This is a genomic window from Dysgonomonas sp. UBA7630 (genome assembly GCF_002483985.1).
Classification (GTDB): Bacteria; Bacteroidota; Bacteroidia; order Bacteroidales; family Dysgonomonadaceae; genus Dysgonomonas.
The window spans coordinates 1-25,238 of record NZ_DLIY01000022.1 but is presented as its reverse complement, the minus strand read 5'-3'; the positions used below and the strand labels follow the sequence as shown (position 1 = coordinate 25,238).

28 protein-coding genes are annotated in these 25,238 nt (G+C 40.3%); 17 read left to right on the top strand and 11 right to left on the bottom strand.

The annotated features are described in order from the left end of the window. Position 1: 1 nt before the first annotated feature. The 9 genes from secY to rplQ all read left to right on the top strand — a co-directional run bounded on the left by secY (position 2) and on the right by rplQ (position 5,651). Entirely contained in the window at positions 2-1,318 is a 1,317-nt protein-coding gene (gene secY / locus B3P17_RS09560) for a preprotein translocase subunit SecY (protein ID WP_135105520.1), read from the top strand. A gap of 12 nt (positions 1,319-1,330) precedes the next feature. Then, complete coding sequence (gene map / locus B3P17_RS09555; protein ID WP_252637978.1) at positions 1,331-2,131, top strand: type I methionyl aminopeptidase; 801 nt, start codon at positions 1,331-1,333, stop codon at positions 2,129-2,131. Between the two features lie 18 nt (positions 2,132-2,149). Continuing rightward, positions 2,150-2,368 carry a translation initiation factor IF-1 gene (infA, locus tag B3P17_RS09550; protein ID WP_006841806.1) on the top strand — a complete coding sequence of 73 codons (219 nt, stop codon included), beginning with the start codon at positions 2,150-2,152 and terminating at the stop codon, positions 2,366-2,368. 14 nt (positions 2,369-2,382) lie between these two features. Further along, a complete protein-coding gene (gene ykgO, locus B3P17_RS09545) occupies positions 2,383-2,499 on the top strand; it encodes a type B 50S ribosomal protein L36 (protein ID WP_006841807.1) in 117 nt (38 codons plus the stop codon). A 33-nt stretch (positions 2,500-2,532) separates the two neighbouring features. Further along, positions 2,533-2,913 (top strand): 30S ribosomal protein S13, encoded by a 381-nt coding sequence (gene rpsM / locus B3P17_RS09540; RefSeq protein WP_135105522.1) that lies wholly within the window; start codon positions 2,533-2,535, stop codon positions 2,911-2,913. Positions 2,914-2,923: 10 nt separating this feature from the next. After that, a complete protein-coding gene (gene rpsK, locus B3P17_RS09535; RefSeq protein ID WP_006841809.1) occupies positions 2,924-3,313 on the top strand; it encodes a 30S ribosomal protein S11 in 390 nt (129 codons plus the stop codon). A 105-nt stretch (positions 3,314-3,418) separates the two neighbouring features. Beyond that, a complete protein-coding gene (gene rpsD, locus B3P17_RS09530) occupies positions 3,419-4,027 on the top strand; it encodes a 30S ribosomal protein S4 (protein WP_006841810.1) in 609 nt (202 codons plus the stop codon). 8 nt (positions 4,028-4,035) lie between these two features. Continuing rightward, positions 4,036-5,028, top strand: a complete 993-nt coding sequence (locus tag B3P17_RS09525; RefSeq protein WP_252637977.1) for a DNA-directed RNA polymerase subunit alpha — start codon at positions 4,036-4,038, stop codon at positions 5,026-5,028. 8 nt (positions 5,029-5,036) lie between these two features. After that, positions 5,037-5,651, top strand: a complete 615-nt coding sequence (gene rplQ, locus B3P17_RS09520; protein ID WP_252637976.1) for a 50S ribosomal protein L17 — start codon at positions 5,037-5,039, stop codon at positions 5,649-5,651. 288 nt (positions 5,652-5,939) lie between these two features. Here the strand turns inward: rplQ and pbpC are convergent, their stop codons facing one another. From pbpC to B3P17_RS09505, 3 genes are read right to left on the bottom strand one after another with little or no spacing between them, the layout of a single operon-like run. Beyond that, on the bottom strand, positions 5,940-8,333 hold the full coding sequence (pbpC, locus tag B3P17_RS09515) for a penicillin-binding protein 1C (RefSeq protein ID WP_252637975.1): 2,394 nt from the start codon (positions 8,331-8,333) through the stop codon (positions 5,940-5,942). Further along, positions 8,326-8,844 (bottom strand): GNAT family N-acetyltransferase, encoded by a 519-nt coding sequence (locus B3P17_RS09510; RefSeq protein WP_252637974.1) that lies wholly within the window; start codon positions 8,842-8,844, stop codon positions 8,326-8,328. The genes pbpC and B3P17_RS09510 overlap by 8 nt, the downstream gene beginning before the upstream one ends. Beyond that, a complete protein-coding gene (locus tag B3P17_RS09505) occupies positions 8,841-9,269 on the bottom strand; it encodes a C-GCAxxG-C-C family protein (RefSeq protein ID WP_252637973.1) in 429 nt (142 codons plus the stop codon). Before B3P17_RS09505 ends, B3P17_RS09510 begins: the two co-directional genes overlap by 4 nt. A 99-nt stretch (positions 9,270-9,368) precedes the next feature. Here B3P17_RS09505 and B3P17_RS09500 point away from each other — a divergent pair, with 99 nt between their 5' ends. The 6 genes from B3P17_RS09500 (at position 9,369) to B3P17_RS09475 (ending at position 14,442) form a co-directional block, all read left to right on the top strand. Continuing rightward, positions 9,369-10,412: a lysylphosphatidylglycerol synthase transmembrane domain-containing protein gene (locus tag B3P17_RS09500; protein ID WP_252637972.1), complete on the top strand. Its 1,044-nt coding sequence runs from the start codon at positions 9,369-9,371 to the stop codon at positions 10,410-10,412. A gap of 112 nt (positions 10,413-10,524) precedes the next feature. Further along, positions 10,525-10,953 (top strand): DUF2147 domain-containing protein, encoded by a 429-nt coding sequence (locus B3P17_RS09495; RefSeq protein ID WP_252637971.1) that lies wholly within the window; start codon positions 10,525-10,527, stop codon positions 10,951-10,953. A gap of 20 nt (positions 10,954-10,973) precedes the next feature. After that, positions 10,974-12,110: a glycerate kinase gene (locus tag B3P17_RS09490; protein WP_252637969.1), complete on the top strand. Its 1,137-nt coding sequence runs from the start codon at positions 10,974-10,976 to the stop codon at positions 12,108-12,110. 17 nt (positions 12,111-12,127) lie between these two features. After that, a complete protein-coding gene (locus B3P17_RS09485; protein WP_252637968.1) occupies positions 12,128-12,946 on the top strand; it encodes an alpha/beta hydrolase in 819 nt (272 codons plus the stop codon). Between the two features lie 33 nt (positions 12,947-12,979). Beyond that, positions 12,980-13,636, top strand: coding sequence for a helix-turn-helix transcriptional regulator (locus tag B3P17_RS09480; RefSeq protein ID WP_252637967.1), 657 nt, complete (start codon positions 12,980-12,982; stop codon positions 13,634-13,636). A 308-nt stretch (positions 13,637-13,944) separates the two neighbouring features. Beyond that, positions 13,945-14,442 (top strand): low molecular weight protein-tyrosine-phosphatase, encoded by a 498-nt coding sequence (locus tag B3P17_RS09475; RefSeq protein WP_252637966.1) that lies wholly within the window; start codon positions 13,945-13,947, stop codon positions 14,440-14,442. Here the strand turns inward: B3P17_RS09475 and B3P17_RS09470 are convergent, their stop codons facing one another. The 4 genes from B3P17_RS09470 to tatA form a co-directional block, all read right to left on the bottom strand. Beyond that, positions 14,443-15,393 (bottom strand): NAD(P)-dependent oxidoreductase, encoded by a 951-nt coding sequence (locus tag B3P17_RS09470; protein WP_252637964.1) that lies wholly within the window; start codon positions 15,391-15,393, stop codon positions 14,443-14,445. A 10-nt stretch (positions 15,394-15,403) separates the two neighbouring features. After that, complete coding sequence (locus B3P17_RS09465) at positions 15,404-16,693, bottom strand: hypothetical protein (protein ID WP_252637963.1); 1,290 nt, start codon at positions 16,691-16,693, stop codon at positions 15,404-15,406. 140 nt (positions 16,694-16,833) lie between these two features. After that, positions 16,834-17,256: a hypothetical protein gene (locus B3P17_RS09460; protein WP_135105535.1), complete on the bottom strand. Its 423-nt coding sequence runs from the start codon at positions 17,254-17,256 to the stop codon at positions 16,834-16,836. 101 nt (positions 17,257-17,357) lie between these two features. After that, positions 17,358-17,549: a twin-arginine translocase TatA/TatE family subunit gene (tatA, locus tag B3P17_RS09455; protein ID WP_006841825.1), complete on the bottom strand. Its 192-nt coding sequence runs from the start codon at positions 17,547-17,549 to the stop codon at positions 17,358-17,360. Positions 17,550-17,802: 253 nt separating this feature from the next. On the opposite strand from tatA, the gene B3P17_RS09450 reads away from it, so the two are divergent. Next, on the top strand, positions 17,803-18,411 hold the full coding sequence (locus B3P17_RS09450; protein ID WP_252637961.1) for a porin family protein: 609 nt from the start codon (positions 17,803-17,805) through the stop codon (positions 18,409-18,411). Between the two features lie 234 nt (positions 18,412-18,645). Here the strand turns inward: B3P17_RS09450 and B3P17_RS09445 are convergent, their stop codons facing one another. Beyond that, positions 18,646-19,365, bottom strand: a complete 720-nt coding sequence (locus tag B3P17_RS09445; protein WP_252637960.1) for a DUF5131 family protein — start codon at positions 19,363-19,365, stop codon at positions 18,646-18,648. A gap of 115 nt (positions 19,366-19,480) precedes the next feature. Here B3P17_RS09445 and ffh point away from each other — a divergent pair, with 115 nt between their 5' ends. Beyond that, positions 19,481-20,800 carry a signal recognition particle protein gene (gene ffh / locus B3P17_RS09440; protein WP_252637959.1) on the top strand — a complete coding sequence of 440 codons (1,320 nt, stop codon included), beginning with the start codon at positions 19,481-19,483 and terminating at the stop codon, positions 20,798-20,800. Positions 20,801-20,873: 73 nt separating this feature from the next. Here the strand turns inward: ffh and trxB are convergent, their stop codons facing one another. The 3 genes from trxB to B3P17_RS09425 all read right to left on the bottom strand — a co-directional run bounded on the left by trxB (position 20,874) and on the right by B3P17_RS09425 (position 25,168). Beyond that, complete coding sequence (gene trxB, locus B3P17_RS09435; RefSeq protein WP_291105284.1) at positions 20,874-21,815, bottom strand: thioredoxin-disulfide reductase; 942 nt, start codon at positions 21,813-21,815, stop codon at positions 20,874-20,876. Positions 21,816-21,928: 113 nt separating this feature from the next. Then, entirely contained in the window at positions 21,929-22,567 is a 639-nt protein-coding gene (locus B3P17_RS09430; protein WP_252637958.1) for a LolA family protein, read from the bottom strand. A 108-nt stretch (positions 22,568-22,675) separates the two neighbouring features. Next, positions 22,676-25,168 (bottom strand): FtsK/SpoIIIE family DNA translocase, encoded by a 2,493-nt coding sequence (locus tag B3P17_RS09425; RefSeq protein WP_252637957.1) that lies wholly within the window; start codon positions 25,166-25,168, stop codon positions 22,676-22,678. Between the last annotated feature and the right edge of the window lie 70 nt (positions 25,169-25,238).

Below are 25,238 nucleotides of genomic sequence, written 5' to 3'. Positions count from 1 at the left end.
GATGGGATTGGTAAAAACACTGGAAAATATATGGAAGATTGAGGACCTTAGAAAAAGGCTCCTCATCACCTTCTTTTTCGTAGTGATCTATCGCTTCGGAGTTCACATCATCCTTCCCGGAGTAGATCCTCAGCAGCTTGCAAACTTGCATTCGATGACTGCCGGAGGTTTGCTCGGAATATTGGATATGTTCTCGGGAGGTGCATTTGCCAATGCGTCGATCTTTGCATTAGGTATCATGCCTTATATCTCGGCATCAATCGTTATCCAATTGTTGGGTATCGCGATACCATATTTCCAAAAGTTGCAGAGAGAAGGCGAAAGCGGACGTACCAAGATGAACCAATATACACGTTATCTGACAGTGGCAATCCTTGTATTCCAAGGACCTGCATACCTGTTGGGAGCGTTAGGACCTGCAGCCCCTTCTTCATGGGATTTTCTTATTCCTTCTACAATTATCCTTGCGGGAGGTAGTATGTTTGTTCTGTGGTTAGGAGAGCGTATCACAGATAAAGGTATAGGTAATGGTGTTTCTTTCATTATCCTTGTGGGTATCATATCACGTCTTCCACATGCGCTGATCGGTGAATTTACTTCCCGATTGAGCAACCCTGCGGGAGGATTGGTTATGTTTTTGGCAGAAATAGTATTTTTGTTACTAGTCGTTTGCGGAGCAATATTACTAGTGCAAGGTACTCGCCGTATACCGGTTCAATATGCTAAGAGAGTAGTGGGTAACAAACAATATGGCGGAGCTCGTCAGTATATTCCACTTAAGGTAAATGCAGCGAACGTAATGCCTATCATCTTTGCTCAGGCAATCATGATGGTGCCTGTTATGTTTGCAGGATTCTCTACCGATAAAACAGGTTTTCTAGGGTCTTTTACCGATCATACAAGTGTAGTATACAATGTTGTACTTGCCGTACTTATTATTGCTTTCACATGGTTCTATACTGCTGTTACCATCAATCCGGTGCAGATGGCAGATGAACTGAAGCGCAACAATGGTTTCATTCCGGGTATCAAACCGGGCAAAAAGACAGCAGACTATATCGACTCGATAATGTCCCGTATAACATTCCCGGGATCATTATTCTTGGCGTTGGTTGCTATCATGCCTGCATTTGCAAGTACTTTTGGAGTAAGCCGTGAGTTTTCTCAATTCTTTGGGGGAACATCGTTGCTGATTCTTGTGGGAGTTGTTTTGGATACACTGCAACAAATTGAGAGCCACCTATTGATGAGACATTACGATGGCTTATTGAAATCTGGTAGAATCAAAGGACGTTCGGGTTCGATCGCAGCTTATTAAGGAGGTTTATAAATGATATTCCTGAAAACAGACGAAGAAATTGAATTGATGCGTGAAGCTAACCGCCTGGTAGGTATGACCCTGGGCGAGGTAGCTAAACATATTAAGCCGGGGGTAACTCCTGCTCAGTTAGATAAAATTGCTAAAGAATTTATATACGATCACGGAGCAATCCCTTCTTTCTTAGGATACAAGGGTGCTCCGGGAACCGTAGATTTTCCGGGTGCTATATGTGCTTCGGTAAACGATCAGGTGGTACACGGTTTCCCTACTGATTATATTCTTAAAGATGGAGATGTGATCTCTGTTGATTGCGGTACTGAGAAGAACGGATTTTGTGGCGATTCGGCCTATACATTTTGTGTAGGAGAAGTTGCGGAAGATGTGAAAGCTTTGTTGCGGACAACAAAAGAATCTCTTTATCTGGGTATAGAAAAAGCTGTAGAAGGTAATCGTATAGGAGATATCGGTGAGGCTGTGCAGACATATTGCGAGAGACGTGGCTATTCGGTCGTTCGCGAACTGGTTGGACATGGTATAGGTCGCAAGATGCACGAAGCGCCCGAGGTTCCTAACTATGGTAAACGAGGTACAGGTCCTTTGTTGAAGAAAGGTATGTGCATCGCCATAGAACCGATGATTAATATGGGAAGCAAGAATGTCGTTTTCGAAAATGATGGGTGGACTATAAGAACTCGTGACCGTAAACCTTCGGCTCACTTTGAACACACAGTCGCTATTCGTCAGGGAAAAGCAGACATATTATCTACATTTGAATTTGTAGAAGCTGTTTTAGGAAGTAACGCAATTTAAAAAACCTTTTATTTATTTATGGCTAAACAATCGGCAATAGAACAAGACGGAGTTATAGTTGAAGCACTATCAAACGCTATGTTTCGTGTAGAACTCGAAAACGGTCACGAAATCACAGCACATATCTCAGGAAAAATGCGTATGCATTACATTAAAATACTTCCCGGAGATAAGGTACGTGTAGAGATGTCTCCTTATGATTTAACAAAAGGACGGATTTCATTCAGATACAAATAAAAAAAACATAAGATATGAAAGTAAGAGCATCAATTAAGAAGCGTACCGCTGACTGCAAGATTGTCAGAAGAAAAGGTCGCTTATACGTGATAAACAAAAAAAATCCTAAGTTCAAACAACGTCAGGGATAATTTATTAATTTTGCAAATTAATCTAAAAAATATATGGCAATAAGAATAGTTGGGGTCGATTTACCACAAAATAAGAGAGGCGAGATTGCCTTGACATACATTTATGGTATCGGACGTAGCTCTGCTAACAAAATCCTTGCTGAAGCAGGTATTGATAAAGATATCAAGGTAAAAGACTGGAACGATGATCAGGCCGGAGCTGTGCGTGAAATCATCGCTGCTCAGTTTAAAGTAGAAGGAGACTTGCGTTCGGAAGTACAACTAAACATCAAGCGATTGATGGATATAGGTTGTTACAGAGGTATCCGTCATCGTATCGGTTTACCATTGAGAGGTCAAAGTACTAAGAACAACGCCCGTACACGTAAGGGTAGAAAGAAAACTGTTGCTAACAAGAAAAAAGCTACAAAATAATTAATTTGATATGGCAAAAAAAACAGTCGCAGCGAAAAAGAGAAATGTTAAGGTGGATGCAATTGGCCAGGCTCATGTGCATTCTTCTTTCAACAATATCATTATATCGCTTACAAACAATGATGGGCAGGTTATCAGCTGGTCATCGGCAGGGAAGATGGGTTTCAGAAGCTCAAAAAAGAACACTCCTTACGCAGCTCAGATGGCAGCACAGGATTGTGCTAAAGTAGCATTTGACCTTGGACTAAGAAAGGTGAAAGTATACGTAAAAGGACCGGGCAATGGACGTGAGTCTGCTATCCGTACTATCCATGCAGCAGGAATCGAAGTAACAGAAATCGTTGACGTTACTCCACTTCCTCACAACGGATGTCGTCCTCCAAAACACAGAAGAGTTTAATCAAATTTAAAAATTGGATCTTAAATTGTGATTTGATTACAAAAACCCTCTCTGTAGTCGCGGCTGCACAATTTTAGCTTCATTTCATTATTAATTAGAAAGAAAATGGCAAGATATACTGGACCAAAATCAAAAATCGCCCGTAAATTCGGAGAGCCAATATTCGGACCTGACAAAGTTCTCTCAAAAAAGAACTATCCTCCGGGACAACATGGTAACGGAAGAAAAAAGAAATCGTCCGAGTACGGTATTCAATTACGTGAAAAGCAAAAAGCAAAATATACATACGGAGTACTCGAAAGACAGTTCCGTAATATGTTTGACAGAGCTCTTGCTTCACGTGGAATCACAGGGGAAGTATTACTTCAGATGTTAGAATCAAGATTAGATAATGTTGTATTCCGTCTAGGAATAGCTCCGACAAGAGCAGCAGCACGTCAGCTTGTTTCTCACCGTCATATTGTAGTAGACGGATCTGTGGTAAATATTCCTTCATATTCACTAAAACCAGGCCAATTGGTAGGTGTTCGCGAAAAATCAAAATCACTTGAAGTAGTAGGCGAAGCACTATCTGGTTTTAACCATAGCAAATACCCTTGGATCGAGTGGGATCAAGCTACGATGACAGGAAAATTCTTACATCTTCCTGAAAGAGCGGATATCCCTGAAAACATTAAAGAACAGTTGATCGTAGAGTTGTATTCTAAAAATTAATTAAATTCATGGCTATATTAGCATTTCAAAAACCGGATAAAGTATTGATGTTAGAAGCGGATGATTTCTTCGGAAAATTCGAATTTCGTCCGTTAGAACCCGGGTATGGTATTACCGTGGGTAATGCTTTACGCCGTATTCTGCTTTCATCTCTTGAGGGTTTTGCTATCACTTCTATAAAAATCGACGGTGTCGAACATGAATTTGCAACCGTACCGGGTGTTATAGAAGATGTAACGAATATAATATTGAACTTGAAACAAGTTCGATTCAAGCAAATCGTAGAAGAGATTGAAACAGAAAAGGTAAGTATTACTGTCTCAGGTACCGAAGTATTCAAAGCTGGAGATATAGGGAAGCATCTGTCAGGATTTGAAGTATTAAACCCTGATCTTGTAATTTGTCACTTAGACAAAAGTGCAAGCTTCCAAATAGAATTGAATATTAACAAAGGCCGTGGGTATGTACCTGCTGATGAAAATCGTAGTCTGTCCGACGATGTTAATGTTATAGCTATCGATTCTATTTATACTCCGATCCGTAATGTAAAATATGCGATAGAAAACTATCGTGTAGAGCAGAAAACGGACTATGAGAAATTAGTAATAGAAATAGCAACCGACGGGTCTATTCATCCAAAAGAAGCTTTGAAAGAAGCAGCTAAAATCCTTATTCATCACTTTATGTTGTTCTCTGACGAAAAGATTCTTCTTGAACAAAACGAAGTAGATGGTAACGAAGAGTTTGATGAAGAAATCCTGCACATGCGCCAGTTGCTTAAGACTAAGTTATCTGATATGAACCTTTCGGTTCGTGCACTTAACTGTCTCAAGTCAGCAGAAGTGGAAACACTTGGCGAATTGGTTCAGTTCAATAAGAATGACCTTCTTAAATTCAGAAACTTCGGTAAAAAATCGCTTACCGAGCTTGATGAGTTATTGGATAGCCTGAGCCTTTCATTCGGTATGGATATTTCTAAATATAAATTAGATAAAGATTAATAAGCGACATGAGACATAATAAAAAAATTAATCATTTAGGACGTAAAAGTGCACACAGAAATGCGATGTTATCCAATATGTGTACTTCTTTGTTACTTAGTCCTAATAAGCGCATCTTTACGACTGTAGCAAAGGCGAAAGCTTTGAGAAAAGTGGTTGAGCCTATTATTACTAAGTCAAAAGAAGATACAACTCAATCGAGACGTTTGGTTTTTCAGGAACTTCAGAGCAAAGCTGCTGTGACAGAACTGTTCCAAAATATCTCGCAGAAGATAGCCGACCGTCCGGGAGGTTATACACGTATCATCAAGACAGGTAATCGTTTAGGTGACAATGCTTCAATGTGTTTTATCGAATTAGTAGACTATAACGAAAACATGTTGAAAGAGAAGAAAGCTGCATCTAAAGGTAGAACTCGTCGTTCGAAGAAAAAAGATGATGATGCTCCTGCTGTAGAAGCTAAAGAAACTGCAAAAAAAGCGAAAGCTGAAAAAGCAGAAAAGGTAGAAAAAGCTGAAGAAGTAGAAGCTTTGGAAGTTGCACCAGAAACTTTGCCGGTAGTTGAAGAAGCTACTGCGCCTGAAGCTCCTGTTGCAGAAGAACCTAAAAAAGAAGAAGAGTAAGAAATTACTCTTTTATATAAAAGAAAAAAAAGTATCTGGGGTTCCAGATACTTTTTTTATTTTTTAAATCGCAGATTTTAATATGGGCATATTTTAAATTGCGACCTCTTTTTAATATAGTTTTTGTACACTGTGTTTTGTATGAAGGCTGAGAAGTCTTCTAAAAAATATATTATAAAGATGCATTTCTTTTAAAAACGTTGCATATAAATGTTGCAAAAAATAAAATATTTTTCATTTTATTTTGTAACTGATTGTTGTATAATTATTTGCGATGTATTATTTTTTTTATTTTATTGTAAATTTTGTGGAAAGACTAGCTCCGGTATCGTCTACTACGGTCAAAGTATGCTCTCCTTTTTCGGGAATATATTCTTTTTTGTGAAAGATTTCAGTTTCTCCAATATATTGCCCATCGAGATGCCAGAACACACGGCTCTGAGGATTTCTGTGAGCCAGCTCAAATACAAGTTGTCCCGGAGAGCCATCCAACTGTTTCGGTAGCGAAATGAGGGCATTCGGAAAAGGATAAATGAACTCCATGGGTTTCACATCCGAATCTTTGATACATTCGGGAGAATATGGAGGTAGAGGACGATAAGAAGGGTGCTGCTCTTTGTAATACCATTCCCACGATGGCGGTAGAATGAACCATGATGTATGTACAATACCTCTGCTGCCTGCGCAGTTTTCGTAAACTTGATAACGCATATCCTCCGACAGGTGCACAAGTTTGTGATATGGGCATGGCTTTGCTTCCAGTCCTTTTTTACAAATCCACATCGTATCTATTTCTGTTTCGGGGCAATTCATGCTTTTCAAAAATCCACTTTCGTGGCATATCTCTGCTCTTACAAGATCTCGATCAGGTCTTTCGAACCAACGGCTTTGCGGTAATGAGCTGAATATGTCGAACATCACCATGCCCGCAGTACGAGCACCGGTTAGCCCGGGGCGTCCTTCTCCATCCGAATTTCCAACCCAGACTCCAACTACATATTTGGGATTTACACCCACAGCCCATCCGTCACGAAACCCAAAGCTGGTTCCCGTTTTCCACGCTATCTTTTGTATAGATGGTATCGACCGCCAATCTATTTCTTCGGGGCGGTTTAGGTTTGTCAGTGCATCGAATGTTTGCCAGATTGCTCCTGCCGAAAATAACGGATTCCTTATACGGTCGCCTTTCTCACCATTATTTTTATTCAGTATATAAGAGGGTTGACCCATTTCATAATATCTGCCGTCTTCGTTATAAAAGTTTAATTGCTGCGCCATATTCAAGTACATAGAGCTTATATCCCATAGTTTCCCTTCAGCACCACCTAATATAAGAGACAGACCATAATTGTCGGCAGAACGGTTGAGTGTAGTCATCCCCGCTTTTTTTAGCAGGTTATAGAATTTGGGTATGCTATAGTTGCGTAGAGATACGACAAACGGGACGTTTAGGGAGCGTGCAAGAGCTTCGGATGCATAAACGGCCCCATCGTATTGCAAGCTGAAGTTCTTGGGCGCAAACCCTCCTATATTGATCGGTATGTCGGGTAGGAGTTGATTGGGGAGTAATTCTCCCTCTTGCAACATAGCACAATAGAGAAAAGGCTTGAGTATACTGCCTGTACTGCGAGGAGCTTGTATGATGTCTACCTGATTGGCGGAGATATCTTTCTCGAAATCAACGTTCCCGCAATAGGCGACAACCTCATTCTTTTCTACATCGAAAACTATTGCTGCTATATTTTTAATTCCATTTTGGGCAAATTCTGCATTCCAGCGGTTAAGGATAGATTCTGTCTGTTCCTGTTGGTATTTATCTATCGTCGTTGTTATATGTTTACCTCCATCCTCTTTGTATATGCGGGTAACTAAGTGCGGTGTTATCTGGGGTAGTGCATAAGGCTGAAAGGGTAAGGGTTCGCCCACTGCCAGTTCGTAGTCTATTTTCTCTATAATACCTCGCTGATGAAGTGTTTCCAGTAACTTGTTTCTTTTGTTCAGAAGCTTATCTCTGTTTTTACCGAAGTGCATCAGGCTCGGAGAATTGGGGAGCACGGCGAGGGTTGCTGCTTCTGCCCATGATAGTGTTGCCGCTTGATGTCCGAAGTATCGCCACGATGCAGCGTCTATTCCTACCACGTTGCCTCCCATCGGAGCATGAGATGCATACAGATTGAGTATTTCGTCTTTGGAGTAGGAAAATTCGAGTCGTGTAGCCAATATCATCTCTATAAACTTCTCTCCGAATGTACGATTCTCTTTCCGAGACAGACGGATGGTTTGCATGGTGATAGTACTTGCCCCGCTGATAATTTTTCCGCTGCTGATATTCTGTTTTATAGCACGTGCTATTGCTAAAGGGTTTACTCCCCAATGTGCACGGAAGTGCTGGTCTTCGAACTCTATCAGGCAGATCTTATACTTTTCAGGGATGGAATCACTTGTCGGAAAACGCCATTGCTGATCATCTGCAATACGTGCGCCAAGTAGTTCTTCGTGTCTGTCGGATACAACTGTACTATATGGTACATGGAATAGGGGGAAAGGCAAACAAAATATATACCAGATAAGAAGAATGAGACAAATCGGAATACCTATTTGGTATTTCTTTTTTGCTCCTTTATACTTCTCCCATAAGCGGAAAATAAAAGCTTTGCTCTTTTGTATATATCGTTCAATCATGTATTCTTATAGCATATTTGTGTTCGATGCAATCTTCGCCTTTGCAAATAATCAGGGTTTCAAAGTCAGGAACTTTAACCATACCTAACGATTGCATCAACCTGACAGAAGGGATGTTTCTTGAATCGGTGATCCCTATTATTTCTTTTACATCTTTATTTTTAAGGAAATAACGAATAAGAATGCTCAATGATTCTCTTGCTAGCCCCATGCCCTGATACTCGGGCGAAATATTGCAACCCACTTCTGCTATATTTTCGCTAATCTTGAATGCACAATCACCTATCACTTTTCCCTGATACACGATAGCCAAGCCTATCCATTGGTCTTCTTCGTCTAAATCGGGATTACAGCATCGGCTAACAAAGTCTTTCGTTTGCTGCATTGTGAAAGGTTCCCAATATTGATATTTGGCAACTTCGGGTAACGAGCGATAATTGTATATGGTCTCAGTATCGGTTTCTAAGATTGCTCTTAGTTTTATTCTTTCCGAGTGTAGCGTAAAATTCATTTCTTTCTGATTAAATGTTCTTCGATAAGTTTGGCGGATAACTTAACGAACTTAGAACATCGTTTTTTACCATCGGCAGGTTCGGGTTCTTTCTCCAACTCGAGTAAGAGATTCTGACAGACGACTGATTTGTTTTCTTTCTTAAATTCACTCATTAGGTATTGTGCTTTATCGAATGAATATTGTTTTCCTTCCTGATCGTTGGCTTTTGCCGTTCCTGTCTCCAGTCCGGCTATCATTGTCATGGCGGATACAGCTCCGCACATTTCGCGAGTACCGGCCATTCCGCCTCCAAATGTACAGGATAGTTTCAGGGCTGTTTCAGGATCGATGCCATATATATCCGCATAAGCTGTAAAAACAGCTTGAGCGCAATTATAACCGCTGTTGAATAAAGCGATTGCTTTTTCTACTCTGTTTTGCATATCGTTCATTTGTTATTAAGAGTTCGGCTATGTAAATGTACGAAAGAAAAGAAAAAGACGAAATGTTTTCTTATTTTTGTACGTTTTCAGATTTTAAATATGGAAAAAGAATCTCAAGGATTTAGTATATGGAAGATATTGCTGCCTACCTTCATCGGTATAGGAGTTATCATATATATGCTTAGCCGCGAGTTTGACATGTCTGATCTCAAACAGATAACCATTACAGAACATACTGTATTCTGGATATGTATAGCCTTTTGTTTTATGCTGGGGCGTGATATCGGCTTTACAATTCGTTATCGCTATCTTACCGAAAAGCAATTGTCGTGGATACAATGTATCAAAGTCACTCTATTGGCTGAATTCGGTTCGGCAATAACACCTTCGGTAGTAGGAGGTTCTACAATGGCTGTTGTTTTCTTGACAAAAGAGAAAATCCCTGTCGGGCGAAGTACGGCAATGGTTTTTGTTACGTTGTTACTCGACGAAATGTACTTTGTTGTTACATTTCCTATTCTACTTCTTCTTATCCCTTTCGATACTTTGTTTTCCGACCATTCGGCTCTTGGTAACGGAGTGTTAGCTTTGTTTGCGGTCGCTTATCTCATAAAAATGGTTCTGTGTACACTGCTGATAATTGGGCTGTTTTTTAGACCTCAGGCAATACGCTGGCTTATTATTAAATTCTTTCGATTGCCTTTTTTGAGGCGATGGCACAAAAGTGCGGTGAAGGCGGGCGATGATCTCGTTATTAGTTCGAGGGAAATACGAGGAAAAGGCTTCTCTTTTTGGTGGCCTCTGATACTCGCTACCATTTTGTCTTGGGGTTCACGATACCTGGTAGTCAATGCTATCTTTATGGCTTTCTTTACTGTGCATGACAACCTGCTTATCTTTGCCCGCCAGTTTGTGATGTGGATTATGATGGTAGTAAGTCCTACACCCGGAGGAAGCGGTTTCAGTGAGTTTATCTTTAAAGAATACCTGAGCGAATTCATACCATTAGTAGGGGTTGTGCCGCTGATGATTCTTTTGTGGCGATTGCTTACTTATTATAATTACCTCTTGGTGGGGGCATTAATTGTTCCTCGCTGGGTGAAGAAATCTTTTGGAAAACAACAAGAAAAGGAAGAGAACTAAATCTCTTTACAATATTTATTATTTCAGACTTCACTTTTAGAAAGTTTCAAAATAAACTATTCTTTATTTTTGACTATTTTCGCAAACGAATAACCAATTAAAAAATTATTGTATGAAATTAAAACTAATATTGCTGTCGGCGTTCTTTATTTCTATCCTTACTGCAAATGCACAGTCTGTGGTTGGTAAATGGAAAACATTTGATGATGAAACCAAAGAAGCTAAATCGATTGTAGAAATCACCGAACGTGGCGGTAAAATCTATGGGAAAGTGATCGAGATACTCAATCCGGCAAAAAAAAATATAAAGTGTCAGAATTGTTCGGGGGCCGATAAAGACAAACCGGTTCTTGGTCTTGAGATTCTAAAAGGCTTATCTAAAGATGGCAAAGAATATAGTGACGGAAAGATACTCGACCCTTCGAATGGTAAATTGTATAAATGTACCGTATCGCTTGACGGAAACGATAAACTGAAAGTAAGAGGCTATGTCGGCATTTCGGCTTTTGGAAGGACGCAGGTCTGGACAAGAGTGAAGTAAATCTACGAAGTTGCTAATCTGTGAAAAACCCAATTTTTGTATTAGCTCCCGATTCATTTAAAGGTTCCATGACAGCCAAGCAAGTGTGTGATGCGATGGAAAGAGGTATAAAAAGAATCTACCCCGAAGCAATATGCACGAAAATACCAATGGCAGATGGAGGAGAGGGAATTGTGCAATCTTTGGTAGATGCTACCGACGGTAAGATATATGAAGAGCGTGTAACAGATCCGTTAGGAGGTATTGTTTCTGCCAAATATGGAATTCTGGGAGACGGATCTACTGCCGTTATTGAGATGGCATCGGCAAGCGGGCTCTACTTGATAGATAAGGGTAGCCGCAATCCACTTGTGACTACTACATACGGCACAGGTGAGTTGGTTAAGGCATGCCTCAGTAGAGGCGTAACAAAAATAATATTGGGAATAGGAGGTAGCGCTACCAACGATGGTGGCGCAGGCTTCGCCCAAGCGTTAGGGGTCAGATTTCTTGATAAAGAAAATAAAGATCTGCCGTTTGGCGGATTAGCTCTCCGAGAACTGGATAGGATAGATCTTTCGTCTATAGATAAGCGATTACAAGATATAGATATTGAGGCAGCCTGTGATGTATCCAATCCTTTGTGTGGAGAAAACGGAGCCTCTTTTGTTTTCGCACCGCAGAAAGGAGCTACTGCGGAAATGGTAAGTGCGCTGGACGATGCCTTGCTACACTATGCAGAAGTGATCAAAAATCAACTGGGCAGAGACGTGAAAGATGTCCCGGGAGCCGGTGCCGCCGGAGGTCTCGGAGCCGGATTGCTAACGTTTACAAATGCACGTTTGCAGAAAGGGATCGATATTGTAATTGACTATACCGATCTTAAAGCTGCTATAAAAAAGGCTGATGTAGTATTTACGGGTGAAGGTAAAATCGATTCTCAAACCCAATATGGGAAAACCCCTTATGGTGTCGCTCAACTAGCACGAGCGGAAGGGAAAAAAGTAATAGCTATTGCAGGAGATCTGGAAAAAGGAGCACAGGAGTTATATGCTTGTGTCTTTGATTTTATAATTCCCATTAAACCTGAAAATGTTTCCCTGGACGAATCGATGAAAAGAGGAGAGGAGTATGTAGAGCAGGCTATTGCAGATTTCTTGACGAAGCATGAATTATAATTATTGACTAAAATATTATGAAAAAACAAGCTGTTTTATTTTTACTTGCAATCTTTGCTTTGTGTTCTGTACAGGCTCAGACTGTGGATACAATTGAGGTATTCAGTCCTAAAATGAACCGAAGTATTAAAAATGTGATAATTCTTCCTGATGGATATAAGAAGGATGGTACGGTTAAATACCCTGTACTGTATCTTCTGCATGGCTACTCAGGACGTTATGATTCGTGGGTGTCGCTCAAACCAACACTACCGCAAGATGCTACCCGATTGGGGATGATCGTTGTTTGTCCCGATGGACAAAATAGTTGGTATTGGGATAGCCCTATCGATCCTAAGTTTCAGTTTGAGACCTATGTGAGCAAAGAATTGGTGCAGTATATCGACCAAAATTATAAAACAATAACTTCACCCAAAGGCCGTGCGATAACAGGGCTTAGCATGGGTGGTCATGGAGGTTTGTGGCTAGGTATAAATCATCCTGATGTTTTTGGTGCGTGCGGGTCGATGAGTGGAGGTTTAGATATTCGCCCTTTCCCAAACAACTGGGATATGAAGCTGCGTATAGGTTCGTATAAAGAGAACTCCGAATTGTGGGATAGCCATACGGTAATCAATCAATTGGATAAGATAGAACCGGGCTCGTTATCTATTATTTTCGATTGCGGAACAGACGACTTTTTCTATCAGGTAAACGAGCAATTGCACAAAGAAATGGTATATCGAAATATCAAGCATGATTATATCGTTCGTCCGGGAGGACATACAGGAGAATACTGGAATAATGCAATTGATTATCAAATGCTATTTTTTTATAAGTTTTTTAAGCAGAAATAGCTAACTTTACTGTTCTTTGCATCAAATGACTAAATGGAACAGAAAGATGTTATAATCGTAGACCGGCAAGGTATAACCCGTATCGGGATGGAGACGCTGGTAGGTGAGACAAAAAAAGCCTCTTCGGTACTTTTCACGGAAAGTAAATCCGAACTGGTAAGATTGTTGAGCTCTCACCCCGAAGCCGTTGTGATACTGGATTATACCCTGTCTGATTTTATAAGCGTAGATGACTTGCTGAATGTAGGTTATCGTTTTTCGCATGTAAACTGGTTGTTATTCTCCGAAGAACTGAGCTATGACTTCCTGCGCAGATTGACATCTACGAGCGAAGCATACAGTATTGTTCTCAAGTCGTCGGGACTCGATGAAATAAATATTGCGCTGGCTCATGTATTAAGGGGCGAACGTTTTATTTGTGCAAGGGTTGCCAACCAATTACTGCAAGCACAGAAAGCACCTACCGATACTGTGGATCATATACTGACCTCTACAGAAAAAGAAATACTGAAAGAAATAGCCATAGGGCGTACTACAAAAGAAATTGCGGCGAATCGCAATCTTAGCTTTCATACTATCATTACCCACCGTAAGAATATCTTCCGCAAGCTGGAGATAAATAATGTGCACGAAGCAACGAAATATGCGATGCGTGCAGGGCTGATTGATATGGCAGAGTATTATATATGATTCTCAGATAATAATTTATTCATACACTCTTTTTGTTCATATTACTCCTTTGTCATTCTGAACGGAGTGAAGAATCTCGGTGCTATAAAGAGTCGGGATGCTTCGTCACCTCAGCATGACAAAGAGAATATATGGGCACTAAGCTTTTTTGATTACTCAATATTAACAGGATTTACATATCAATTTCCGAACGAAATTTATCTGTAAGATGTTCTAAAAAAGTGCTCTAATTAGGGTACTAACTAAATAGTTATATCTTTGTATAAATCGTTATTAATCGATTAATATAAACCAAAACGAAAAAATAAATGCAAAATATTGACAATCAAAAGGAATATAAAGTACTCTTCGTCTGTTTAGGAAATATCTGCCGCTCTCCTGCTGCGGAAGGAATTTTCAAAACGATGGTAAAAGAGCAGGGGTTAACTGATAAGATTGCGGTTGATTCGGCGGGAACGTCAGGATATCATATCGATGAATTGCCCGACTTACGAATGAGAAAACATGCAACTCGGAGAGGGTATACGCTGGATTCTTTGTCTCGTAAGTTCACGGTGAACGACTTCGATAATTTTGATCTTATCTTGGTGATGGACGACAACAATCATCGTGATGTAATGCGACTGGCACCCGACTTGGAATCGGAAAAGAAGGTATACCGTATGATGGATTTTTCGCAAGACTTTGTACACGATCACGTACCCGATCCTTACTACTCGGGCGCTGATGGCTTCGAGCTGGTTCTCGATCTGCTGGAAGATTCTTGCGATGGGCTGCTGAATAAAATAAAGAAAGGTGAATTGTAACTAATTCACCTTATCTATTTGTCCTCCCTCGAAGAAATTGATTATATTTTTTACCACTTCGTGAGCCATATCTCGTCGTGCGCTATAAGTGCCTGTTCCGGCATGAGGAGACAGAATGGCATTATCCAATTCCAATAGTTCAGGGTGAATCTTAGGCTCTTTTTCGAACACATCAAGACCCGCCGCATATATTTCTCCTATTTTCAAGGCTGTGGCAAGAGCTTTCTCGTCTACCAGTTGCCCACGGGCAGTATTGATAAGTATAGCACTGTTTTTCATTTTCTTGAATTCGGCTTCTCCCATCAGGTGATAAGTCTCGGCTGTGGCAGGTGCGTTAAGCGATACCACGTCCGACTCTTTGAGGAGTGTGTCGAAATCTACATAGGTGGCGTTATACTTCTCTTCAATGTCTTTTGGCAGCCTGTTTCTATTATGATAAATGATGTTCATGCCCGATGCTAAGGCTCTGCGTGCAACCGCCTGCCCGATACGCCCCATGCCATATATACCAAGCGTTTGCCCATAAAGCGAAACACCCAAATCTCCATATATACTCCAATCGAGTCTGACGCCTGAGTGCAGCTTGTGATTGTAATAAGCTACTTTACGTGCTGTTGCCATCATCAGGGCAAAGCACAACTCGGCTGTGGGTTCTAGTACCGATTGGGGAGTATTGGTTACGGCAATGCCTTTCGAGGCTGCGTATTCCACATCTATATTGTTATACCCTACGCCATAGTTGGCTATCAGTTTTAGGTTTTTTGCCTTATCTATAATCTCTGCATCTGTCTGAAACGAAAAATTAGGGACGAATACGTCTATGTCGGATATCCGTTCCAAAATTTCATCTTTTGTGAACAGCTTGTTTTCGGGGTATATAATGATAAACTTTCCTTCAAGTCCGGCAAAATCTTCCCGCTTGAAATTATGCCCCATCAATATCTTTTTCATCTTAATGTTTTTAATCTTTTTTCAAACCAAAGTTTCCGTTTGTAATAACTACTGAGTACCCTTTGTTTAGCTCTAACGTCCAACCATTCCCCGATAATTTATATCCATCCATATTAGTCGGGTTTGTTATTGTGATTGTTTTCCAATCCGAACTTACTAATGCTCCATCGGTAACTGTTAATGTACCCCATTCATCTATAACTCTAACGTTAGGATATACAGTCCCTTTATTTTCAAGAGGCATAATGTTACGTGGGTCAAAGTTTATCCTCATCTTTTCCAATTTTATTTCGAAATGAGGCTGTTCGATAAATTTGGATTTGTATTCTACTATAAGTTTCTGAATTTTTTCTTCGCGGATGACCTCTTCATTTGTAATCTCCGTGCCATTATATGAGTTCGCAATTTGGCTCACGACATCCTTCAAACTTGAAGGAATTTTCACTTGAAAAGCATCAATAAGAAAATTACTGAGATTGGTATTATCATTTATACTTCTGTTCCAACCTTGCTTCCTCTTATCCAATAAATAACCATAGGCAGGGATCGTCTGATAGGCGAAAGAGCGTACAAAAGTGGGGTTTTTCATAGATCTATCAATATTCTTCACAAAGTGTTCTCCCTTTTGTTTTTCGGGTCTTTCACAACTTGCTTCGCCTGTATATTCGGCAAGGCCTTCATTGAGCTCTAGTTTATTTTCCTCGGTATCCGCCTCGGAGAAAAGAGATTGCCTGTATTTTCTGAATATGAATGCATTCGTCACATGCTCATTAATCTGGGATGTTGTCGATGCCGAAACTGCTTTTTTAAGAGCCTCTAATTCTAATCGCAAGTATATCCGGCCATCTCTACTGTCAAGATGAGCACAGTTGCCATTACTTTGGCTAAATCCCAGTTCCGGTTGCACAACATGGAACCGTTCATGAAGCAATAAACTTATTCGATCATATTTATTTTCGGGCAAAGGCAGCATCACTGTAGCCCAATCTGTTCCGTTCCATCGGATAGAAGTGTTAGCGATATTTTCCTTTTTGGAGAAAATTCCGGTATAGATATGATTGTCTTGTTTTAGTTCGCCTAACGAGTCTTGTACATTCGCATAGATTTCTTTCGTTGCCGGATTAATCAACATTATAGGACCAAAGATATTTTTACCCCAAAGGTTCTTACTTTTCTTTGCAGCAACTTCCGCTTCCTTAAAGTATACATTCACCTCATCGGTGCGTAAAGCCATTTTCTCTTGACCGAAAGAGCCTAGAGAAACAAACATTAAGATGATAAATAATATTCTTCTGCCCATTTTATACAGTAATTAAGTCGTTGGTAAAAAATAATGACGTATTTCTTGTATTGAAAGATCTCTGTGTGACACTTTTTACTCTGTGGTAAAAGAAGGGAAATGAGAATACGAGAGTAATTCCTTTTTATAACTTGCTTTATTTATAAAACACCCGAATCCACCAGTATTTCTCTTATTCGAACCCAATCTATATAGGGCCTATCAGATGTGGGATCATCTAGAACAAGTGGGCAACCCAGAGCCGCATCATCTATGTAAAGATGTCCATAGGCCTTGGGCGATGATGTCCAAAACCGTTGAGTCGGATTTTTTTGGATGCCATACAAAGGTATGCCATTATCTTCAAACCATTTTACGGCTTCTGTCAGTACGTTTTCTTCAACGATGACCTCCTCGCCATTTATTTTTTTCTTCTTTTTGCGGTCGCTGCGCATCGTAAAGAGTATCAGCCGATGACCCTTATCCGTTAGTTCTTTCAAAACAGGGATTGCGCCAATATCTTTTCCTATATTCGGGAACTCATGTGTTACACATGTCCCGTCAAAATCTATACATATATCCATATTACTTAAAACAGAAATAAAACGCTTTTGTTTACAAATCGAAAAACCCGGATTATAACTAATCCGGGCCTATATCAAAAGAATAATTTTCTGAGAAATTATTACTTGTTTTCAGAAGTTCCGTTTATATCGTCTTCAAGGCCATTTACACCATCTTTGAAGCTTTTTACTCCTTTACCCAATCCTTTCATGAGTTCAGGAATTTTCTTTCCTCCAAACAATAGTAAAACAACAATGGCAATGATGATGATTTCTCCGGTTCCTAAGTTTCCTAAAAATAAAAGAGTGTTCATCTAGCTATTAATTTATATCGTTATACATTTAGATTGCTAAAGTAGTCAGAATAAAATTATTCTTGATAACTTTTTACATCTTTTAAATAAAGGTTTTATTATACTGGGGTAACGAAGTTCGTCGGCTTCTTTTACCGTATACATCATAAAAAACTTACTGCTAATGAAGCTTTCTTTAGATCCGATTTTTTGTCAAATAGAATTATTTGTCTAATTTAGGGTGCTTAAGAACCAGAACTAATTTATTAATATTATGAGAATTATTAAAATTTCTTTTGCTTTGCTTGTTGCTTTGGTAGCAAGCGTTAGTATGTTTGCACAATTGCCTGTATCTCTAGGAGTAAAGGCCGGAATGAATTTGTCCGAGTTGCAAAATGTAGATGATGATAATAAGGTTGGTTTCAATATTGGGCTAACTGCCGAGCTTGCATTGCCAAGTAGTTTTTATTTGATGTCGGGACTTGAGTTTACAACGAAAGGAACCAAAGGTAAAAATGTACCAGTTAATGTTTCCGGCACGAAGGATAAAGTTACCTATAATTCGATGTATATTCAATTGCCTATACATGCCGGATATAAACTGGATTTAACACCCGGCACTAAACTCGTATTCCGTGCAGGGCCGTATTTGGCTTATGGAGTAGGCGGAAAAATAAAATCGGATGCAAAACAATTTGAAGATCAGGATTTCTTTGGGGATGATACCAATCGTTTCGATTTTGGAATTGGCGGAGCTGTAGGTGTTGAATTTTTAAATAAAATAAATGTTAGCCTTGGTGCCGATCATGGATTAACCAAAGTATTTAAAGATACTAAAATCAAAAATCGGGCTGCATATATCAGTGTAGGATATAAATTCTGATCCGTTCTATTGTAAGCTTATTAAGAACTATCTGTCTTGATTTACTTTTTGCATTTTCAGCTATAAAGTTTATCTAATAAGAGAGAGTTCTTTGATATAACAGGGTGACAAAAGGTGACATTTTACAACATGCTTAAAAGTGTCACTTTTGTCACTTTTTGATTGTAAATGGTTGATATATAATGAATAAATTTTTCGCTAAATTGTCACTTTTTAGGCTTTTGTCGATACTTTTTACGGTTTATAGTTGATCCCGGCTTTGCGTGCTTGGGCATGTTGCAGTCTTCTGGGAACATTATAGAGCCTGCCATCTTTTATCAGTCGCGAACCGGTTTGCTTAAACCAGAATGATATGTTATTTGCTATACATAGTTCGTGCAGTTCCATGATCCAGTCGAAATTGCAAGGGCGTGCATCTTGACCCGATTCGCCTCCGGCTGTAATATGCTCTACCCATGACCCGATGTAAGGGTTCAGGTCTATCCTTTCCAAGAGAGGTTCGCATATAATCATTTTGTGCTTGATGGGAGCAGCTTTGTAAATAGGCAGCCTGTAGTCAGCTCTATCCTGATTCTCTACCGTGCAGCAAATGGTGACATTGTCGTAGCCATCGCCCCAGTCGTCGGGTAGTCCTACTGTCAGTTGGTCGATGCGTTTGGTTATCATCAGAAAGGTTAGGTCGCTCCGTTCTCGTATCATTCGCCATGCTTCGGGACGCCATTGATCTGCGTCTTTGTTGAAGAAGCCGGATGTGAAGCAGGTGTATACTTCTGTGCCGGATGGTATTTTGTATTCTCCGTTTCTCTTTTTCCGGATGGGTACATCGAAGTTTTTTGTTTGGGTTACAACTGTGCTGTCTATGCCTCGTCTTGCATCACCACGATACACATAGCAGTGTTTGCAACCTTCGCTTATCTTGTGACAGCCGTGCCACGGATTCCATAGTGCTGACATAATCATTCTTTGTGACTTCAAATATAAGAAAAGCATAGTGAGTTTTTCACTTTATACCAAAAGTTTATATCTTTGTGCACCCATGTAAATTGATTATAAATAACAACCATATAATATGTTCGAAAGTTTAAGTAATAGATTAGAGCGCTCGTTTAAGATACTGAAGGGTGAAGGTAAAATCACCGAAATAAATGTTGCGGAAACCCTAAAGGATGTTCGCCGTGCTTTATTAGATGCCGACGTAAACTATAAGACAGCAAAACAGTTTACCGAGACTGTGAAGGAAAAGGCAATGGGGCAGAATGTGCTTACTGCCGTTAAGCCTGAGCAATTGATGGTGAAGATAGTTCATGATGAACTTGCTGCCTTGATGGGTGGAACCGCTACAGATGTTCATCTGAAAAGCAATCCGGCTGTAATCCTTATGTCGGGTCTTCAGGGTTCGGGTAAGACTACTTTCTCAGGAAAGCTTGCCAAGATGCTGAAGTCTAAGAAAGGTAAGAATCCGTTGCTTGTAGCCGGAGACGTTTACCGTCCTGCTGCGATCGAACAGTTGAAGATATTAGGAGAGCAAATCGAAGTCCCTGTATATTGGGAAGAGGGAAGTAAGAACCCGGTACAGATTGCTCAAAATGCAATTAAGCATGCAAAGCAAAATGGCAATGACCTTGTTATTGTCGATACCGCCGGTCGTTTGGCTATCGATGAGGAGATGATGAAAGAGATCACAGCGATTAAGGATGCTGTGAAACCTGACGAAATTCTCTTTGTAGTAGACTCCATGACAGGACAGGATGCGGTGAACACAGCAAAAGAATTTAATGACAGGCTCAACTTCGACGGGGTAGTGCTTACCAAGCTAGATGGTGATACGCGTGGTGGTGCTGCGCTTTCTATCCGTTCGGTTGTAGACAAGCCGATCAAGTTTGTGGGTACAGGCGAAAAGATGGACGCATTGGATGTATTCCACCCTGAGCGTATGGCAGACCGTATATTGGGCATGGGTGACATCGTTTCGCTCGTAGAAAGAGCACAGGAGCAATACGATGAGGAAGAAGCTCGTCGCCTACAAAAGAAAATAGCAAAGAACCAGTTTGACTTCAACGACTTTATCGGACAGATACAGCAAATCAAAAAGATGGGTAATCTGAAGGATTTGGCGTCTATGATTCCGGGAGTTGGTAAGGCTATTAAAGATATGGATATTGATGATGATGCTTTCAAGAGTATCGAAGCTATCATTTATTCGATGACACCCAAAGAGCGTTCAACTCCTGAAATCCTGAACGGAAGTCGCCGTGAGCGTATCGCTAAAGGTAGCGGAACATCTATCCAAGAGGTGAATAAGCTTATCAAGCAGTTTGACCAAACTCGTAAGATGATGAAGATGATGACTCAGATGAAAGGTGGCAAAATGCCGAATATGAGAAGGTAATTCTTTATAGAACGATATAAAAAGAAAATCCGAATCGTATGATCCGGATTTTCTTTTTTAGTATATAGATGCCTTACAGGCCTTTTTCGCTTAAGTATCTTTCTGCTTCTATCGCAGCTTGACAACCACTTCCGGCAGCTGTAATAGCTTGACGATATATAGGGTCGGCTACGTCTCCTGCGGCAAAAACGCCTTCTACTCCTGTTTTCGGAGTACCTGGTGTTGTGATAATATATCCTACAGGGTCGAGGTTAAGCTGCGCCTTGAATATGTCCGTATTAGGCTTGTGTCCTATAGCAAGGAAGAATCCGTCGATCTTGATATCGAACTTTTCTTCGTTTGGTTCACCGAGGTGTCTTACTACATGTACTCCTTCTACGCCATTTTCGCCAAAAAGTCCTGTCGCGTTGCATTCGAATAAGATCTCTATCTTAGGATTTTGCATAGCTCTGTCTTGCATCACCTTCGATGCACGCATATGTGCTTTACGTACAATCAGATACACTTTTTCGGCTAGTCCTGCCAGATAGATTGCTTCTTCACAAGCAGTGTCTCCACCACCAACAACAGCTACAACCTTCTTGCGATAGAAGAATCCGTCGCATGTAGCACACGCAGAAACTCCCATGCCTGCATATTTAGTTTCGTCTGATAGACCTAAGTATTTGGCACTGGCTCCTGTTGCTATAATAACAGTATCTGCTTCAATCACTTTTTCGCCATCGATAGTCACTTTGTGCGGATGAGAAGAGAAGTGTGCTGCTGTAGCTATACCAAAGCGTATATCAGCGCCAAAGCGTGTAGCCTGCTTCTTTAGGTCTTCCATCAGTTCGGGGCCGGTAATACCTTCAGGGTATCCCGGGAAGTTTTCAACCTCGGTAGTTGTTGTTAATTGTCCTCCGGGTTGTATTCCTTCATATAGTACCGGAGAAAGATTTGCTCTCGACGCATAAATAGCTGCAGTGTATCCCGCAGGTCCTGAGCCAATAATGAGGCAACGTACTTTTTCGTTCATGTCTTATATTTTTATATGTTTTGTTTATATTTTATACAAATATATAGAATTTGCTTATATCTTCAAAGGTTATTCGGTTCGTATTTTCTATGTAATGATAAACACAATCTATGTTATCTAAGGTCTACTATTTCTGCATTAGGATAATCTTTCTTATTGAAAGAAAAAGTAGCATCGGGAATATTAGTTCCTGTTTGATAGCTTTTTATAGATAAGATATTTTGTATGCCGGCTTTATCTGTCAGTGTGATCTTTGAGAATACATTGCTGGCTTTATCTATTTGTACCAGTATTTTGGTGATGTCTGCATTCTTCTTTTGGGGAATCAGTTCTATCTCCAAAACAGTTTTTCCTCCTATTCTTTTTTCTCCTTTGTAGGATAGATTATAGCCTTTCTTATAAATACTGAAAAGCATAGAAGGGCTTATTCCTTGTAGCTCTGCACCTGTAGGATTGCTGATGTTTACCTCTTCAGTATCTTTTACATACACCCATTGTGTTTTACCGTCGAACCAAGTAATAGCATCGGGGATTTCTATCTTGAACTTGTCTCCCTTCATATAAGCCTTGCCATCGTAGCTATATACCAGTTTAGCCTTCGTGTCTTTAGAGTCTAAAGTAAAGCTTGCTACAACCCCTCCGGCTTTGTTGTATGTTTCGGCGGCTTTATCTAAGATCGAGCGTGCATCTTGTGCAGAAATGCTCAATGTGAATACTAAGAGTGATATAAGGGAAAGTAACTTTGTTTTCATCTTTGGTTATATTGTTTAGCTTCTTTGACTTTGTTATTCATTAAAGGTTTAAATATTAAACTTGGCTAGTCTTTTTTCCGGCAGAATGATATTGACCATTAAGGAGGCTTAGCCAAATGAATTTAACTTCTGTTCTAAGCTGTATTCGTCAGCAATAAGAACATCACGAGCCTTGCTGCCTTGTGTTGGCCCTACAATCCCTGCTGCTTCCAATTGATCCATCAGGCGGCCTGCACGGTTGTACCCGATGGAGAACTTGCGCTGTATTAGCGATGTAGATCCTTGCTGGTGAACTACGAGAAGGCGTGCAGCTTCTTCAAATAGTGGGTCTTTATCATTGAGGTCGATACTTCCACCTTTGTCTTCGCCCATCTCGCTTATATATTCAGGGAGTTCGAATGCGCTCGAATAGCCTTGTTGGTTTCCGATATATTGTGCTATACCTTCCACTTCAGGGGTATCGACAAAGGCGCATTGGATACGTACAAGGTCGCTGCCCTGTGAGAAGAGCATATCTCCACGTCCGATCAATTGATTGGCACCCGACATATCAAGAATAGTGCGGGAGTCGATCTGCGAAGTGACACGGAAAGCCATACGGGCAGGGAAGTTCGCTTTTATAGTTCCTGTAATGATATTTGTTGTCGGACGCTGTGTTGCGATCACCATGTGCATACCTACGGCACGAGCCTTTTGGGCAATACGGGCGATAGGCATTTCTATCTCTTTTCCGGCAGTCATTATCAGGTCGCCAAACTCGTCGATGATAATAACCAGATAGGGGAGAAAGCGATGTCCTTTCAATGGGTTTAGTCGGCGTTTGCGGAACTTCTCATTGTATTCTTTTATATTACGCACTCCGGCATTCATAAGCAGCTCATAGCGATCATCCATCTCTTTAGTCAGAGAGTTTAGCGTCTGAGTCACTTTGGTAACATCGGTGATAATCGCTTTTTCTGCGTCAGGGAGTTTTGCCAGATAATGTTTCTCTATTCTTGAATAAATATTGAACTCCACCATCTTTGGGTCAACCAACACCATCTTCATTTCGGCCGGATGCTTTTTGTATAGCAACGAAGTTATTATGGCATTCAATCCTACCGATTTTCCTTGTCCTGTTGCTCCTGCTACGAGTAAGTGAGGCATCTTGCATAGGTCGAACATGAAAATCTCATTCGTGATTGTCTTCCCTAAAGCAACGGGGAGATCGAAAGCACATTCTTGAAATTTGCGAGAGGCAATTACAGACTGCATCGATACTATCTGAGGATCTTTGTTCGGAACCTCAATTCCTATTGTGCCTTTACCCGGCATAGGGGCAATAATACGTATACCCAGAGCCGAGAGGCTAAGAGCTATGTCGTCTTCGAGGTTACGGATCTTAGAAATACGTACACCTGCTTTTGGTACTATTTCATATAAGGTGATTGTAGGCCCTACAGTTGCTTTGATGGATGTGATCTCGATGCCATAATTTTGTAGAGTGGTGATGATTTTACTTTTGTTGGCATTCTGTTCTTCCATATCTACACCTTTGCCTGTCATGTCGTATATCTTCAGCAATTCTGTAGATGGAAAATGGAAATTGGATAGATCTTTGGTCGGATCGTATTCTTCCATCTCTTCGCCTTCGGGTAAGAAGTCCGGAACATTTTCCGTATTCGTAACAGGCTGAGGATTTGCGAGAGGAATAAATGTATTTTGTGTGGGAGTAAATTCTTCATCCTCAGGAATAACAATCTCGAAGTCGTTGTCGATCTTCATTGACGTTGCCGGCTTGTCCTTTGTTTTCTTATCCTTTGCAGTAGCTGTAGGCAATATGAAGTCTTCTCCTAAGTCCTCCGTTTCAGTCGATTGATCATCCTCTTTTTTCTTTCTCCTTAAAAAGCTAAACCAGCTTTTCTTTTCTTCAGCTGGAAGCTCTTCTTCATATACCTCTTCTTCCTCTTCAATTATATCTTCTTCCTCCTGATTAGGATTTTTTAGTGGGTTCTTAAATAGTCCACGGAAGAATTCCATAGAAGCTTTCTTCGTAATGATAAGGAATATAATGAGTAGAAGAATAATAATCATAATAACGCCCGGTATGCCCAATGCGGCTTCCAGTATTCTTTCTACCTCCATTCCGTGAGCACCACCCCAAAGGATGTTGCTTCCGTCGTTTATCAGTCTCGAAATAAAAGCACATGTAATAGAACCCCACACAAGGGCATAAGCCATAAGCAGGAATGAACGGATAGCCGAAATATTGACGACACGCATCAGTTTCAAGCCCATCAGGATGAGATATACAGGGATAAGCAAAGAGAATACTCCAAACCAATTGTTTATAAGTTTTTCTGCAACGAATGCACCTACAACACCTGTCCAGTTGCTTATTTCCTGTTTGTGAGAAATAAGATCAAGAAAAAATTTATTTGTTACCTTACTTTGGTCGGCAGCTCCTGTAAAGAAAAATGATATTTCTCCCAGTAGTATGTATGCCCCAAAAAATGAGAGGCAGACTCCCAATAAGAATTTTGTACGCTCTTTTTTTATGAATTCGATGAAAGAGGTTCTTTTATCTTGAGTTTTCTTTTTCCTGACTGTTTTTTTTGCCATATAGTGAAGCGGTAAAGCTTTTTATTTTTCTTTTAAGTAGGTTATATTCGATACAAAGATAACTCTTTTT